Source organism: Pseudomonas sp. B21-021, assembly GCF_024749205.1.
In the GTDB taxonomy this organism is placed as follows: Bacteria; Pseudomonadota; Gammaproteobacteria; order Pseudomonadales; family Pseudomonadaceae; genus Aquipseudomonas; species Aquipseudomonas paraglycinae.
Genome location: NZ_CP087192.1, coordinates 4,185,012 through 4,199,457, shown reverse-complemented (window position 1 = coordinate 4,199,457; position 14,446 = coordinate 4,185,012). Strand labels below are relative to the sequence as shown.

Sequence of the window (14,446 nt, the reverse complement as noted above, 5' to 3'; positions counted from 1 at the left end):
AAGCCCGCTCCCACAGGGGATTTGTGGTGTTGCTTAAATTTCCAGAACTTCCATCTCGCGCAGCACTTCACCCACCGCCGCGACGGCTTCGCGCATTTGCGCCGGGGTGACGTGGCCGATGCAGCCGACGCGGAAGGTTTCGACCTGGGTCAGCTTGCCGGGGTAGAGGATGTAACCCTTGGCCTTGACCCGTTCGTAGAAGTCCTTGAACTGGTAGCGCGGATCTTTCGGTGCGTGGAAGGTCGCGATGATCGGCGCCTGAATCGCAGCCGGCAGGAAGCTGCGCAAGCCGAGTTTGCCCATCTCCTCCATCAGCGCCTGGCAGTTGGCGGCGTAACGCGCATGCCGCGCCGGCAGGCCACCTTCTTCGTTGTATTGCAGCAGCGCTTCGTGCAGCGCGGCGACCACGTGGGTCGGCGGGGTGAAGCGCCACTGACCGGTCTTCTTCATGTAGCTGTGCTGGTCGAACAGGTCCATCGCCAGCGAATGCGAATTGCCGGCGGCTGCGGCCAGGGATTCCTTGCGGGCAAACACGAAGCCCATGCCCGGCACGCCTTCCAGGCATTTGCCAGAGGCGGCAATCAGCGCGTCGAACGGGACTTTTTGCGCATCCACCGGCAAGGCGCCGAAGGAACTCATGGCATCGATGATCAGGCGTTTGCCATGTTGCTCGACGACCTGGGCGATCTCCGGCAGCGGGTTGAGGATGCCGGTGCTGGTTTCGCAATGGATCAGCGCGACGTGGGTAATGTCATTGTCGGCGCGCAGCAGGCGGTCGACGTCGGCGGCGGTGGTCGGTTCGTCTTCAGCGGTTTCAAAGGTGCTGAATGAGCGGCCGAGCACTTCGCAGATTTTCGCCAGACGCTTGCCGTAGGCGCCGTTGATCAACACCAGTACCTTGCCGTCGCGGGGAACGAGGGTGCCGATCGCGGCTTCGACGGCGAAGGTGCCGCTGCCCTGCAAAGGTACGCAGTGATGGCTGTCGGCGCCGTTGAGGATCGCCAGCAGTTGTTCGCACAGGCTGGCGGTCAGTTGGTTGAAGCGGTCATCCCATGAACCCCAGTCGACCATCATCGCCTGGCGGGTGCGGGCCGAGGTGGTCAACGGGCCGGGAGTGAGCAGGATGGGTGCGGCAGTACTCATTCGTGTGTCCTCGCGATAGCGCTGTGGGATGAAGCTACGGGGCATACGTTGCAATTCGGCGGATCATCAATCAAATTGTTTGTTGTTATGCCAGCCATCAGTGAGGGTTATCCATGAACCTGTTCCAGCTCCGCGCCTTCGACGCCGTGGCCCGGGAAGGCAGCTTCACCCGTGCCGCCGCACGCTTGTTCATCAGCCAGCCGGCGGTCACCGGGCACATCAAGGCGCTGGAGGAGCATTACCAGATCACGCTGTTGCGACGGACGGCGCGCCGGGTCGAGCTGACAGAAGAGGGCATCAAACTGGCGGCGATCACCCGGGCGATGTTCGGTATGGCCGAAGAAGCCCAGGCGTTGCTCGAGGCCAATCGGCAGTTGCTGACCGGTCGACTTGAGGTGGCGGCGGACGGTCCGCACATGGTCATGCCGATGCTTGCCAGCCTGCGGGCGCGGTATCCGGGGATCACGGTGAATCTGCGATTGGGCAATGCTCAGGAAACGTTGGCGGCGTTGTTGTCCGAGCACGCTGACGTGGCGGTGTTGACTGAAGTCGAGCCGCGCAAAGGGCTGCATCTGCAAGCGCTGAGCGAATCGCGGATCTGCGCGCTGGTGCCGGCGGGGCATCCTTGGGCGACGCGTTCCGGCGAGGTCAGGCTCAAGGAGCTGGATCAGGTGATCATGGTGTTGCGCGAGCCGAGTTCGATTACCCGGCGCACGTTTGATCAGGCCTGTGCGCAGTCATCCGTTAATCCACGGGTGTTGCTGGAACTGGACAGTCGCGAGGCGGTGACGGAAGCGGTGGCGGCTGAACTGGGGGTTGGGGTGGTGTCGTCGGTTGAAGTCAGCCACGATCCCCGTGTCGTCGCGATTCCCATTGCGGGAGAGGGGCTGGTCAATCGGCACATGATCGGCTGCGTGGAGCGGCGGCGGGAGTTGCGGTTGATTCATGCGTTTTTCGGTTTGGCCCCCAACTGATCACCGCCAGATCGTTCCCACGCTCTGCGTGGGAATGCAGCCCGGGACGCTCCGCGTCCCATTCGAGAGCTGGAACGCGGAGCGTCCCTTGAGGCATTCCCACGCGGAGCGTGGGAACGATCTACGAGAGGCTTTCGCGCACCATCTCGAGAAACGTCGCCACCACCCGCCGGGAACTCTGCTCGCGCAAGCACACCAGTGTCTCGGTCAGCCGCCGGGTGCAATCGGTGATCGGCAGCGCGCAGACCCGTGAGTCCGCGCCAAACTCCGCCGCCGACACCACACCCACGCCAATCCCCACCACCACCGCCTCCCGCGCCGCTTCCCGGCCTTCGACCTGGATCGCCGGGCGGATGCGGAAACCGGCGCGGGCCATTTCTTCTTCCAGGGTCTGGCGGGTCACCGAGCCGTGTTCTCGTAGCACCAGCGGCGTGTCGTCCAGATCTTCCAGGCAGATCGATTCACGCTCGGCCCACGGGTGATGGCGCGAGACAAACGCCACCATCGGATCGTTGCGCAGCGGTACGCACAACAAACGTTCATCGCTGACATCACGTCCGAGCAACGCCAGATCAGCCTGATAGTTGAACAGTCGAAACAGCGATTCATCGGTGTTACCGGTCTCGATCTTCACGCTGATCCCCGGATAGCGCTCACAAAACCGGGCGATCTGCGGCAGCACATGCACCGGGGCATCCACCGCCAGAATCAGGCTGCCGGTCTGCAAGGCCTGGGATTCCTGCAACAACTCCTGGGCTTCGGCCTCGACCACAAACAGACGCTGGGTGATCGCCAGCAAGCGTTCGCCGAGATCCGTCAGGCGCACCGAGCGCTTGTTGCGATGAAACAGCAACACACCGAAGCGCTCTTCGAGTTTGCGCACCTGGTCGGAAATCGCCGGTTGCGTCAGGTAAAGCCGCTCGGCGGCCTTGGTGAAGCTTCCGTGCACGGCCACGGCGTGAAAGGCTTTGAGCTGTGCGTGTGAAACCGACATGGCTGATTCCTCGTTTACAGGCGCAGCTCAGTAACAAGCTGAGCTTATGTGTGAAATACGATAAATCGATTTTATTTATTAAACAGTAATTGCTTTGATCGGCTCACGCCAACGCTGACTGCCCGGTCGGGCAGCGACGCTGGCCATGAGCCTGTGCGTGCAACACCAGGACTCATCTGACCGGTATCGCCGAAGGGACGGGGTGATATCGCAGTGCTCAACAATAAAAAACACAGGCGTTTACTCATCGATTCTGCCGGCACACTCACACCCTGAGGTCAGAACCACAATGAACAAGCACATCGGCACCATTGCGCGTTGGCGCATGCAGATCTTCGCTGTCACCTGGCTCGCTTACGCCGCGTTCTATTTCACCCGCAAAGCCTTTTCGGTGGCCAAACTGGGCATCGCCGAAGACCCGAGTTTCACCCTCGACAAAATGGCCATGGCCAACCTCGACGCGATTTACCTGGCGGCCTACGCCATCGGCCAGTTCACCTGGGGCATGCTCGCCGACCGCTTCGGCCCACGGGTTGTTGTCCTTGGTGGTTTGCTGATTTCCGCCGCGGCGGCGCTGGTGATGGGCAGCTTTGCAACCTTGCCGATCTTCGCCACCTGCATGCTGATTCAGGGGCTGGCGCAGTCCACCGGCTGGTCGGGGCTGTGCAAGAACCTCGGCAGTTTCTTCCCCTCCGAACAGCGCGGGCGAGTGCTCGGGTTGTGGAGTTCCTGTTATGCATTCGGCGGTCTGGTGGCGTCGCCGTTCGCCGGCTGGTGGGCTTACACGCTGATCGGTTCGTGGCACGCGGCGTTCATTTCCAGCGCGGCGGTGGTCGCGGTGGTGGCGGTTTTGTTCTTCATCTTCCAGCGCGACAAACCGGAAGACGTTGGCCTGCCCGCCGTGGAGCCGGAGCCGGTCATCAGCGCCGAAGAGGCCGAAGCCAACAGCAAACTCAGCGTCTGGGAGCCACTCAAGGAAATCCTGCACAACCGTACGGTGTTGGTGTTGGGTCTCGCGTATTTCCTGCTGAAACCGGCGCGTTACGCGATTCTGCTGTGGGGCCCGGTGATCGTGTTCGAACAGATGCCTTCGGTCGGCAAGGTCGGCGCGGCGATCATTCCCACCGCGTTTGAACTGGCCGGGCTGCTGGGCCCGATCATGATTGGCCTGGCCTCGGACAAACTGTTCGGCGCCCGACGCATGCCAGCCTGTGTGTTGAGCCTGCTGGCGCTGACCGTGACCCTTGCGCTGTTCATGGGCGCCCTGCACACCGGCAGCGTGATGCTGGTGGTCGCACTGTTGTTCGTGATGGGCCTGACCCTGTACGGCCCGGACTCGATGATCAGCGGCGCGGCTGCGATCGATTTCGGCAAGGCCAAGGCTGGCGCCACGGCGGCGGGATTCGTCAATGGCTGCGGCTCGGTCGGTGCGGTGCTCGGTGGTTTGCTGCCGGGTTACTTCGACTCGGTGACGGTGTTCATCGTGTTCGCCGGTTGTGCGCTGTTTTCGGCGCTGGTGCTGATTCCACACTGGAACAGCCGCCCGGTCGGCGTCATGGAGCCACGTGCCTACGTGCCCAATCGTGCCCTGACCATCAAACCTCTACGTAACTGAACAAACCCTGCCTCGCGGCCTGCTGCGGCGTTCGCGGCAGGCTGTGCCGTGGCCGATTGACTGGAGAATTTTCATGAGACCGTTTTGGCTGGAGCAGGCTTTGCAACTCGACACGTCCGAACCTTGCCCGCCGCTGCAAGGCGATGTGCGCACCGATGTGTGCATCGTCGGCGGCGGTTACACCGGGTTGTGGACGGCGATCATGCTCAAGCAGCAGAACCCCGAACTCGATGTGTTGCTGATCGAAGCCGACATATGCGGCGCCGGCGCCAGTGGGCGTAACGGCGGCTGTGCGCTGTCGTGGTCGGCGAAGTATTTCACTCTCGAGCGGCTGTTCGGCGTCGAGGAAGCGGTGCGGCTGGTCAAGGAATCGGAGCGCAGCATCCACGCCATCGGCGAGTTCTGCGAGCAATACGGCGTCGATGCCGATTACCGTCTCGACGGCACGCTTTACACCGCCACCAACCGCGCGCAATGCGGCTCGACCGATGCGGTGATCGCGGCGCTGGAGCGCAACGGCATCAACTCGTTTACCCAACGACCGGTCGCCGATGTACAGCGCATGGCGGGTTCGGAAAAACACCTGGAAGGCTGGTTCTCACCCGCCGCCGCCAGTGTGCAGCCGGGCAAACTGGTGCGCGGCTTGCGCCGGGTGGCGTTGCAGCTGGGCGTACGGATTCATGAAGGCACGGCGATGACCGGGCTGGAAGAGGGCCGTCCGGCGCGCCTTCACACGGCGAACGGCCGGGTGACCGCCGACCGCGTGGTGCTGGCGATGAATGCGTGGATGGCCCGTGCTTTCCCGCAGTTCGAGCGCAGCGTGGCGATCGTTTCCAGCGACATGCTGATCACCGAACCGCGTCCGGATCTGTTGCAGGAAATCGGTTTGACCAGCGGCGTCACCGTGCTCGACTCGCGCATTTTCGTGCACTACTACCACAACACCCCGGACGGCCGGATCATGCTCGGCAAGGGCGGCAATACCTTCGCTTACGGCGGGCGGATGCTGCCGGTGTTCGACCAGCCCTCGCCCTATACCGGATTGCTCAAGCGCAGTCTCGACGATTTCTTCCCGGCCTTTGCCGATGTGAAAGTCGACGCAACCTGGAACGGCCCTTCGGATCGCTCGGTCACCGGCCTGCCGTTCTTCGGCCAAATGAGTGCCGGCGGTAACGTTTTCTACGGCTTCGGTTATTCCGGCAGTGGCGTCGGGCCGTGCCACATGGGCGGGCAGATTCTCGCTTCGCTGGTGCAGGGCCTCGACAACCCGTGGACGCGTTCGCCACTGGTCAACGGGCCGCTGGGTTACTTTCCGCCGGAGCCGATCCGCTACCTCGGCTCGTTGATGGTGCGCAACGCCATTCGCCGCAAGGAACGCGCCGAGGATCACGGCCGGCGGCCCCGGCACCTTGATGTGCGTCTGGCGAAATTCGCGGCGGCGGCGGGCAAGGCCGACAAAGGTTGATCGTCAGCGCGGCGGGGCGGAGCGGTTGAGCAGCCAGTCGAGCAGGAGGTCGTCGTCGGGCTCGGTTTCTGTGGGTTGCGACGTTCGGGGGCGGCAGGCGTCGAGGCAGAGGATCGGCCGGTCGGGATCGCTGTCGAGAAAACTTACCCAGACCTCGCTGCCGGCGCAGGGCAGATTTTCCCGAGGCAGGCCGCCGCCGGCGTGGGGCATGACCACCGGCAACCACAGCCCTTCGCTGGCGCTGGCATCAGGTTGGTCGGGCCATAATCGAACGGCGATCCGCCCCTGATCGTCCACCTGCGCCGGTTGCCCCGGCGCGCCGAGCACTTGCGCCGGCTGATACCCCGGAATGCCTGGGCGCGGCTGTTTCGGCGGCGGGCGAAATGGGGTCGACCAGGGCAGCGCGGTGAAGTCGTTGTGATAGCGGCGAACCGTTGGCACTGGATCGAGAATCGAAGGTTGCTGGCCTTGATGACGCAGGTCGGTGATCAGCCACTGCTCGTTGAACGCGTTTACCGGGTGCTCCATGACTTGCAACAGACGCCCGCTGAGCAGTCGCGGACAATCGCTGCGGCCCTGAATCGAGCGCGACCGGCAGCGTTGGCGTTCCAGCAGTCGACGACTGCGCTGGGCCGCGTGACGTTGTGCAGTCGGCAGAAATCCCGGTGGCGCGAAAGCACTGCCCAGCGTGTGATTGGCGGCCTCCTGGCCCGTAATCGAATGCCCTCGCTCACGCACGCCGGCAGGAATCTGAGGCAGCACCGCCTCATGGCGCTGGAACAGGCTGCTGAGGCCGGTTGCCGGCGCATCGATCTGCGTGTTGAAAGCAATCGCCGTCGGTTGCTGCGGCAGGCTCAGACTGTCATCGGCGAACACCACCACATGGCCGTCCGGCTGATGTTCGAAGTGATAGTGGATGCCTTCCTCTTCACAAAGCCGTTGTAAAAAGGCCAGATCGGTTTCCTCGTACTGAATGCAGAACGGGCGCGGCGGGTAGTGGCCGACGGTCATCTCGATCCGGTAGCTGTGGGCAGGCAGGTGATGTTCGCTGAGCAGTTGCTCAAGGATGGCCGGCACGTTCAGTTGCGTGAAGACCCGGCGTACGGGATGTTGCTCCAGCGCTTGCAGATGCGGCATCAGCACCAGTTGATAGGCGATCCGGTGCGTCGCGCGGTGTTCACAACTGGCACTTTGGATGATGCCGTGAATCCCGTGGTCGTCATCCAGGTGCAGAAACGCCGCCTGATGCAGCAGCGTGCCGGGTGACCAGGCGGGCGCCAAACCCATGACTTCGATTTCAAACCGAAAGGGCTGATTCAGCGCTTCATGACCGCTGAAGCGCAGGACCGGCAGGCTTATCCCGCCTTCGGCCAGGGTCAGCGAAAACGGACTTTCCTTGTCATTGAGCATTCGGGCGGGCTCTGTTCAGGCAATACGGGCCACAGAGGGTACGAAAACACGACGTTGAATGGACGTGGCAAACCGGTTTTTCAGAATCGCCCTACAAGGCGCGTAGAAGATGTCGATGCGCATCGGAATTTTTGGTCGATTGCCGACTTTAGGCCGTATAAACTTGGCGCCATGCGTCGGCCAATAGATGTCTCGGCGCCACAGATCAAGAGAGTGAGTAATGGGCGCACAGTGGAAGGTTAAACACAAAGAAGCGGCAGCCAACGCCAAGGGCAAGATCTTCGGCAAACTGGTGAAGGAAATCACCATTGCTGCGCGTAACGGTGCCGATACCGCCACCAACGCACACCTGCGTCTGGTGGTCGAACAGGCCAAGAAAGCCTCGATGCCCAAGGAAACCCTGGACCGTGCCATCAAGAAGGGTGCTGGCCTGCTGGGTGAAACCGTTCAGTACCATCGCGTGACCTACGAAGGTTTCGCACCGCATCAGGTGCCGCTGATCGTCGAGTGCGTCACCGACAACATCAACCGCACCGTGGCGGAAATCCGCGTGGCGTTCCGCAAGGGCCAACTGGGTGCATCCGGTTCCGTTGCCTGGGACTTCAACCATGTCGGCATGATCGAAGCGTCGCCGGACACTCCGGACGCCGATCCGGAAATGGCCGCGATCGAAGCCGGTGCCCAGGATTTCGAGCCGGGCGAAGAGGGCGCGACCCTGTTCCTGACCGACCCGACTGACCTGGACTCGGTACAGAAAGCCCTGCCGGAGCAAGGCTTCACCGTGCTGTCGGCCAAACTCGGCTACCAGCCGAAGAACCCGGTCAGCGGCCTGAGCGACGAGCAGATGGCTGAAGTCGAGGCGTTCCTCGAAGGCCTGGACAACCATGACGACGTGCAGGACATGTTCGTCGGTCTGGCCGGCTGACACACCAGAAAATCGCAGCCCTCGGGCTGCGATTTTTTTAGGCGTGTTGCAACGCCAGACTGATCTCGCCGAACCCCGGCCGCGCCAGCACATCCGGCTGACAGCAGCGCTGTTCCAGGGCTTCCAGCACCTGACGCTGTTCATCGCTCAACCCCGAGTCGATGCGCGCCAGCAGTTCCCCCAGCAAAATCCCGAACGCACGCACTTCGAGGCGTTGCAGCGCGCGGGTTTCAGGCGTATCCGCCATGGCATGGAACGACGCCGCACCAAAATCCCCCAGCAGACAATCGCCCTGATCGTTCAACAGAATGTTGTGTCCGTAGAGATCGCCATGGGTGATGCCATGACGGTGCAGATGCCCGGCGACCGAGGCGATGCCCCGGGCGATGCGCAAGGCAACGTCGGTACTGAAACGGCAATCATCGGCATACACATCCCGTGAGCAGGACGCCAGGCTCGGCAGCCCGGCGAGGTTGCGGTAGCTCGGATCGATCAACTGCATCACCAGGCCCTGCTGGCCGTCGGGATGCTGGTCGATGCGGCCTTCGACGCGGATCAGGTTCGGGTGCAGCCCGGCGGTGATGCACGCGTTCATTTCATGCAGCGGCGAGCCGTCGCTGGTCATCTCGCCCTTGTACAACTTGACTGCCACGGGCGTGGCGGGCTGATTCGCGGGTTGCCACTGCGCCCGATAAATGACCCCGGAGGCGCCTTCGCCCAGCCGTTGCTCCAGCTGCAGCGCCGACCAGTCGATCAGGGGCGCTTTGTCGAGGGCGGCAGCATCGGCTTCGGTTTCCAGCGGATTGCCGGCGTAGGCCAGCCAGGTCAGGCTCGGCAGGGTCAGCAACCATTGTGGTAATTCGGTCAACTGGTTGGCGGCGATGCGGATCAGCTCCAGCCGATGGCACTGGCTCAGTGACGGCGGCAGGGCGCGCAGGCGATTGCCGGCAAGCATGAGTTTTTGCAGCAGCGGACGTTCGCCCAGTTCGGTGGGCAGGGTTTCGATGGCGTTGTCGGTCAGGATCAGCCAGCGCAGATTTGGCGGCAGCGCCGCGCCGGGCACCTGAGTGATGCGGTTGGCCTTGAAACCGATCATCGTCAGGGCCTGGCATTGGCCCAGGCACGCCGGCAATTGGGTGAACTGATTGTCGGAGCAGAACAGCACGCGCAGACGCGTAAGACGGTGCAAGTCATCCGGCAGGCTGCTCAGGGTGTTGCCGCTGAGGTTGAGCACTTCCAGCGTGTCGGCCAGGTTGAAAATCTCCGGCGGAAATTCGCTCAAGCCTTCGGCCAGATCCAGCCGGGTGATGCCCGACAGTTCGCCGGCGCGCAGTTGTGCAAGGGTGTGCATGAAAAGGATCGCTATCGAGAAGGCGCAAGGCGCCGGAAATGGGCCGCATGATAACGGCAAATCAGCCCGGTTCGTGCACTTCGCGCAGTTGTCCGAGCCGGCTGCGGGTGCGGGCGAGATCGATCGCCTGGCCGCCGAGGCTTTCGTGCAACGGGAGCTGGCCGAGCAGGGTCAGGTGTTTGTCCTGATCGTAGAGCACGTCGATCAGGTTGATGAACCGCTGCTGGGCGGCGATCGAACATTCGCCCAGTTCCGGTAGTTCGTCGATGATCCAGTGGTCGAAGCGTCGGCACAGTTCCAGATAATCCATCACGGCCGTGGGTTGTTCGCAGAGGTCGCTGAAGGTGAAACCGACGCGCCGGTCTTCGCACAGCCGCGCCTGCAAATGGCGGCTGCCGACCGCCAAGGGCAACGGCGCGGCATCGAGGGGCGGCAGGTTCAACGCGAGGCGCTGCGCCGGGGTGGCCGGCCAGACGTAATGGCCTTGGGTGAACAGTTGATGCGCATGCCGGCGCGCCTGGCTGCGGTAATCGTGCGGGCCGCCGACTTCCATGACCTGCATGCGCGCATTGATCAGGTCGATCACCGGTTTGAACCGCGCGTGGTATAGCGGGTTGGGGAGCAAGCCTTCGGGCGGGTAGTTGGAGGTCACCAGCAACAGGATTCCGCGCTTGAACAGCGCCTTGAACAGGCGGGTGATGAGCATCGCATCGCCGATGTCATGCACATGAAATTCGTCGAAACACAGCACCCGACAGTCCATCAGCAGCGCGTCGAGGGTGACTGTGAGGGCGTCGTCGCGGTCGCGATGCTCGAACATGCCTTGATGCAACTGGGCGAAGAACCCGTGGAAATGCAGACGGCGCTTTTGCTGGATCGGCAGCGCCTGGAAGAATCCGTCCAGCAACCAGCTCTTGCCGCGCCCGACCGCTCCGTGCAGATACAGGCTGGGCGGAGTCTGCGCAGGGGTGCCGAACAACAGGCCGGCCTGATGGGCCATGCAGTCGATGACTCGCTGCTGGCTGTGGCTGAGGGTGTAGCCCTGGCCGTGGGCCTTTTGCCGGAAATAGTCACGCACCGATTGCGCGCTGGCGGCGCACTGGCCCGCGTTTGTAACGGAGCGTTTGCCGAAGAAATGGCGCAAGGCTGACCAGCGCTGGGTCAGACGCGAACGGTCGGGCGGTCGGGCGGGCACAGCAATCACTCCGTCATCATCGGGCCGGCTCCCCCCGAGCGCGGCGGGGTAGTTTAACCAGACGGGTAGTTTTGCTTCCACTGCGCTTTATCGTTTTTCCGGAGAGCAATCTGCGGCGTGTACAGGATTTTTCAACACTTTAAATCGACGTGTTGCCAACCTTTCGAAACAAATCCCGGCGAGTGACTGGATCCAATCGACTGGCGCAATCGGCGTCCGTTGCTAACCTGAAACACTGTAACGACAGAGACGCTGTCGCCATCAAGGAACGGGCGGTGAATGCAGGGATGGTCTGGGCATTGCTGGGCGGGCTCGCGGTACCGGTCCACGCCGCCGACCTTCAGGTCGAGGTGCGGGTCGATGTGCAGCGCGGTTGCCAGTTGATCGGCCAGCAACGCGAGGCCGGTATCGAACAACTGGGCGTGCTCGACTTCGGCACCACGGCGCGGCTCGGCGACCGGGACGGGCCACTCGGTGCGGCGCTCACGAATTCGCGCCTGCCGCGTCTGGAATGCAACCCGGACACCCCGTACCAGTTGCGCGTCGATGGCGGCCTGCACGGTGGCCTCGGCGAGGTGCGCTACATGGCGGGGGAGGCCGGCAGCAAGCCGATTCCTTATCGCCTGTATCAGGACGCCGCGCGACGGGTGCCGCTGGTGGTGGATGTGCCGGTCAGCGGCCGGGTGCCGGACAGCGGCACAGTGGACTTGCCGTTATACGGGCGGATCGAGCGGATGGCCGAAGTGCCACGGGTCAGCCGGTATTCGGATCTGGTGAAGGTGACGGTCACCTGGTGATCGCGGAGTTTTTTCAGCCATTCGGTGGAGCCGGGTGGCGCAGGGAAGGGCGTTCAATGACGAGCGCAGTGGTCGAGTGATCCTGAAGGAGTAGGGGCTCAATGATGGGCAGACACGGGCGGATAATCGCCACAGCCACATTGCTGTTGTTCACCGAGGTCGCGTCGGCGGCGGTCAGTGGGCAGATCCTTGCGCGGCTGACGCTGATCGCCGGCTGCGAGGTGACCAACGCCACCAGCCCCGCCAGCCCGGTGGACGGGCTGGGCTCTCTCGATTTCGGCCAGCAGGGCCCGACCTGGAACGCACCGATCAAGGCCAGCCTCAGCGAAGCGGGCAGTGGCCAGCTGAATGTTGCCTGCAACCCTTCGGTCACCGGGTTCACCGTGACCATCGACGGCGGCACTCATGGCGATGGCACGACACGCCGGCTGAGCAACGGTCGCCAGACACTCCCTTATCAGCTGTTTCTCGATGCCTCCGGCAGCCAGAGCTACAGCATCGGTCAACAACACAATTTCGCTGTCACCAGCGGCGCACAGATACCCATTCCGGTATTTGGCTCGGTGGTGGCGAACACCCGTGCGGTACCGGCCGGTGTCTATACCGACACCCTGACGGTGACGCTCGACTGGTAACCCCGTAGAGGACGGACACCATGCGTACGATTGCATCAAGGATAGGTTTGTCGTTGCTCGGCCTGACGCTCGCTTCCAGCGTCAACGCCGCCACCACGGTCACCGGCCAGATCACTTCCAGCCTGATCCTGATCAGCAGTTGCCAGGTCAACGGTTCCGGCGGCTCTACCGGGCTGAATTTCGGTGCGTTGAACTTCGGCACCGCCAACAGCCTGTTCACCACGGCCACCGGGCAGGTGCTGGGCGGCGGGGGCGGGGCGCTGTCGATCCTGTGCTCGGCCGGCACCACGCCGACGGTCAAGGTCCGGGCCGGCGCCCATGACGGGCTCTCGCCGGGCGGTACCCGCGCGTTGTACGACGGGGTTGCCAACTATGTGCCGTACGACCTGTACACCGACGCCGGGCACTCGCAATTGCTGGCCATCGACGGGGTCATCAACCTCGCCGCCAGCACCGGTGTGGCGCAGACCGTGAACATCTACGGTCAGGCGGTGGGCAAGGCCGGGCTGCCGGCGGGCACCTACACCGACACGATTTCCGTCGAACTGACGTTCTAGTGCCATGGGCCGGCATGGCTGTGGGGCGCTGCTCCTGCTGTGTGCGGGCGGCTTGCCGCTGCCGTTGGCGGCGGTGACCAGCCAGAGCTTCCAGGTCAGTGCCACGGTGACGCCGGGATGTCTGGTGGTGGGGGGCGTATCGAACTATGGCGGGCTGAATTTCGGTTCGCGTTCGGCGCTGGCCACCGGCACGGTGCAGGTCGCGTTGACCGGCGGCGTCACGCTGCAATGCACGCCGGGGGTGGCGCTGAACATGACGGTCGACGGCGGCCAGTACAACAGCGGCGGGCGACGCATGCAGATCAGCGGAGGCAGCGCGAAGGTGGCGTATGCGCTGTTTCGCGATGCGGCATACAGCCAGAGCCTGGGCATCGGCCAGAGTGTGGCGGTGGCCTACAGCGACGTGAACAACATCAGTCTGCCGATCTACGGCCAGGTGCAATTGCCGGGCAATCAACCCGGGGGGACATACAGCGATGTGTTGCAGGTGCAACTGTCGTGGTGATGTGAAATGACAAGGAGCAGGTTTATGGGGTTTTTCACGTCACGCTATTCGTTCGCGTGTTGCGCCGTGCTGGCGCTGGTCATGTTCGGGACGCTCAAGGCCCAGGCCGCCAGTTCGGTGCTGATCTGGCCGATCGATCCGGTGCTGGAGGCCGATCAGCAGGCCAGTGCGCTGTGGCTGGAAAATCGCGGCACGGAAACCGCCAACCTGCAGATACGCGTGTTCGGCTGGAGCCAGAGCGGTTTCGAAGAGCAATACCGCAATCAGCGCGAGGTGATCGGCAGTCCGCCGGTGGCGAAGATCGAGCCGGGCCAGAAGCAACTGGTGCGCCTGACCCGCACCAAGGATGTACCGCCAGGCCAGGAACTGGCGTACCGGATCATCATCGATGAAATCCCCTCGGCCCAGCCCCCCGTCGCCGAAGACGGCAAGACCGCTGCGGCGATCCGCTTCCAGATGCGCTACTCGGTGCCGCTGTTCGCCTATGGCGCGGGTTTGTGGAGCAAGGAAGACAGCGCCCGCCAGCGTGACCCCAAGGGCATCGGGCTGCCGCAATTGAGCTGGCGCACGGTGGCGGTGGAGGGGCGTCCTTATGTGGAGGTGCGTAATCAGGGCGCGGTTCATGCGCGACTGACCGATGTGGCCATCAAGCAGGGCAGCCAAAGCAAGCCGCTGGCCGAGGGATTGCTCGGCTACGTATTGCCCGGCGCGGTGATGCGCTGGCCGGCTCCGGGGCCGGTGGCCGGAGAGCTGGCGGGGCGGATCAATGGCGCGGCCAAGGTGCAGAGCATTCCGCCGGCGCGATAGCCGTAGCGAGTCATGTCGAAGCCTGGCTTCGGCGCCAGCGGTTTCAGGAGGAATCAGTCCATTGACGGACGTA

The 14,446-nt window shown here is 63.3% G+C and carries 14 protein-coding genes; 9 read left to right on the top strand and 5 right to left on the bottom strand.

Annotation, left to right across the window (positions count from 1 at the left end; genetic code table 11):
• Positions 1-33 precede the first annotated feature (33 nt).
• Positions 34-1,143, bottom strand: coding sequence for a 2-aminoethylphosphonate--pyruvate transaminase (locus LOY31_RS18780; protein ID WP_221533202.1), 1,110 nt, complete (start codon positions 1,141-1,143; stop codon positions 34-36).
• Positions 1,144-1,256: 113 nt separating this feature from the next.
• Between LOY31_RS18780 and LOY31_RS18775 the strand changes: the two genes are divergently transcribed.
• Entirely contained in the window at positions 1,257-2,117 is an 861-nt protein-coding gene (locus tag LOY31_RS18775) for a LysR substrate-binding domain-containing protein (protein WP_258712021.1), read from the top strand.
• Positions 2,118-2,238: 121 nt separating this feature from the next.
• Here the strand turns inward: LOY31_RS18775 and LOY31_RS18770 are convergent, their stop codons facing one another.
• Positions 2,239-3,111 (bottom strand): LysR family transcriptional regulator, encoded by an 873-nt coding sequence (locus tag LOY31_RS18770; protein WP_085608338.1) that lies wholly within the window; start codon positions 3,109-3,111, stop codon positions 2,239-2,241.
• A gap of 289 nt (positions 3,112-3,400) precedes the next feature.
• On the opposite strand from LOY31_RS18770, the gene LOY31_RS18765 reads away from it, so the two are divergent.
• Both LOY31_RS18765 and LOY31_RS18760 read left to right on the top strand, forming a co-directional pair.
• A complete protein-coding gene (locus LOY31_RS18765) occupies positions 3,401-4,726 on the top strand; it encodes an MFS transporter (protein ID WP_258712020.1) in 1,326 nt (441 codons plus the stop codon).
• Between the two features lie 67 nt (positions 4,727-4,793).
• Positions 4,794-6,191, top strand: coding sequence for an FAD-dependent oxidoreductase (locus LOY31_RS18760; protein WP_258713621.1), 1,398 nt, complete (start codon positions 4,794-4,796; stop codon positions 6,189-6,191).
• A gap of 3 nt (positions 6,192-6,194) precedes the next feature.
• Here LOY31_RS18760 and LOY31_RS18755 read toward each other — a convergent pair whose 3' ends face one another.
• Complete coding sequence (locus LOY31_RS18755) at positions 6,195-7,601, bottom strand: type VI secretion system Vgr family protein (RefSeq protein ID WP_258712019.1); 1,407 nt, start codon at positions 7,599-7,601, stop codon at positions 6,195-6,197.
• A 220-nt stretch (positions 7,602-7,821) separates the two neighbouring features.
• On the opposite strand from LOY31_RS18755, the gene LOY31_RS18750 reads away from it, so the two are divergent.
• Positions 7,822-8,526, top strand: a complete 705-nt coding sequence (locus tag LOY31_RS18750; RefSeq protein WP_007951538.1) for a YebC/PmpR family DNA-binding transcriptional regulator — start codon at positions 7,822-7,824, stop codon at positions 8,524-8,526.
• Positions 8,527-8,563: 37 nt separating this feature from the next.
• On the opposite strand, the gene LOY31_RS18745 is transcribed toward LOY31_RS18750, so the two are convergent.
• Together LOY31_RS18745 and zapE are read right to left on the bottom strand one after the other, a co-directional pair.
• Positions 8,564-9,877, bottom strand: coding sequence for a leucine-rich repeat-containing protein kinase family protein (locus LOY31_RS18745; RefSeq protein ID WP_258712018.1), 1,314 nt, complete (start codon positions 9,875-9,877; stop codon positions 8,564-8,566).
• Between the two features lie 61 nt (positions 9,878-9,938).
• Positions 9,939-11,072: a cell division protein ZapE gene (zapE, locus tag LOY31_RS18740; RefSeq protein WP_258712017.1), complete on the bottom strand. Its 1,134-nt coding sequence runs from the start codon at positions 11,070-11,072 to the stop codon at positions 9,939-9,941.
• A 287-nt stretch (positions 11,073-11,359) separates the two neighbouring features.
• On the opposite strand from zapE, the gene LOY31_RS18735 reads away from it, so the two are divergent.
• From LOY31_RS18735 to LOY31_RS18715, 5 genes are all read left to right on the top strand, one after another.
• Positions 11,360-11,869, top strand: coding sequence for a spore coat U domain-containing protein (locus LOY31_RS18735; RefSeq protein WP_258713620.1), 510 nt, complete (start codon positions 11,360-11,362; stop codon positions 11,867-11,869).
• A 101-nt stretch (positions 11,870-11,970) separates the two neighbouring features.
• The gene (locus LOY31_RS18730; RefSeq protein ID WP_258712016.1) at positions 11,971-12,504 is read left to right on the top strand and encodes a spore coat U domain-containing protein; all 534 of its coding nucleotides are present in this window, start codon (positions 11,971-11,973) and stop codon (positions 12,502-12,504) included.
• Between the two features lie 20 nt (positions 12,505-12,524).
• The gene (locus tag LOY31_RS18725) at positions 12,525-13,061 is read left to right on the top strand and encodes a spore coat protein U domain-containing protein (RefSeq protein ID WP_007951533.1); all 537 of its coding nucleotides are present in this window, start codon (positions 12,525-12,527) and stop codon (positions 13,059-13,061) included.
• Between the two features lie 4 nt (positions 13,062-13,065).
• A complete protein-coding gene (locus tag LOY31_RS18720; RefSeq protein WP_258712015.1) occupies positions 13,066-13,566 on the top strand; it encodes a spore coat U domain-containing protein in 501 nt (166 codons plus the stop codon).
• Between the two features lie 24 nt (positions 13,567-13,590).
• Positions 13,591-14,373 carry a molecular chaperone gene (locus LOY31_RS18715; RefSeq protein ID WP_221533205.1) on the top strand — a complete coding sequence of 261 codons (783 nt, stop codon included), beginning with the start codon at positions 13,591-13,593 and terminating at the stop codon, positions 14,371-14,373.
• Positions 14,374-14,446 lie beyond the last annotated feature (73 nt).

What these genes read in the sequence shown, in the direction of transcription:
- LOY31_RS18755 (WP_258712019.1), bottom strand. Translation starts at nt 7,601, where the DNA reads ATGCTCAATGACAAGGAAAGTCCGTTTTCGCTGACCCTGGCCGAAGGC.
- LOY31_RS18715 (WP_221533205.1), top strand. Translation starts at nt 13,591, where the DNA reads ATGGGGTTTTTCACGTCACGCTATTCGTTCGCGTGTTGCGCCGTGCTG.
- LOY31_RS18765 (WP_258712020.1), top strand. Translation starts at nt 3,401, where the DNA reads ATGAACAAGCACATCGGCACCATTGCGCGTTGGCGCATGCAGATCTTC.
- LOY31_RS18735 (WP_258713620.1), top strand. Translation starts at nt 11,360, where the DNA reads ATGGTCTGGGCATTGCTGGGCGGGCTCGCGGTACCGGTCCACGCCGCC.
- LOY31_RS18720 (WP_258712015.1), top strand. Translation starts at nt 13,066, where the DNA reads ATGGGCCGGCATGGCTGTGGGGCGCTGCTCCTGCTGTGTGCGGGCGGC.
- LOY31_RS18730 (WP_258712016.1), top strand. Translation starts at nt 11,971, where the DNA reads ATGATGGGCAGACACGGGCGGATAATCGCCACAGCCACATTGCTGTTG.
- LOY31_RS18780 (WP_221533202.1), bottom strand. Translation starts at nt 1,143, where the DNA reads ATGAGTACTGCCGCACCCATCCTGCTCACTCCCGGCCCGTTGACCACC.
- LOY31_RS18750 (WP_007951538.1), top strand. Translation starts at nt 7,822, where the DNA reads ATGGGCGCACAGTGGAAGGTTAAACACAAAGAAGCGGCAGCCAACGCC.
- LOY31_RS18745 (WP_258712018.1), bottom strand. Translation starts at nt 9,877, where the DNA reads ATGCACACCCTTGCACAACTGCGCGCCGGCGAACTGTCGGGCATCACC.
- LOY31_RS18725 (WP_007951533.1), top strand. Translation starts at nt 12,525, where the DNA reads ATGCGTACGATTGCATCAAGGATAGGTTTGTCGTTGCTCGGCCTGACG.
- LOY31_RS18775 (WP_258712021.1), top strand. Translation starts at nt 1,257, where the DNA reads ATGAACCTGTTCCAGCTCCGCGCCTTCGACGCCGTGGCCCGGGAAGGC.
- LOY31_RS18770 (WP_085608338.1), bottom strand. Translation starts at nt 3,111, where the DNA reads ATGTCGGTTTCACACGCACAGCTCAAAGCCTTTCACGCCGTGGCCGTG.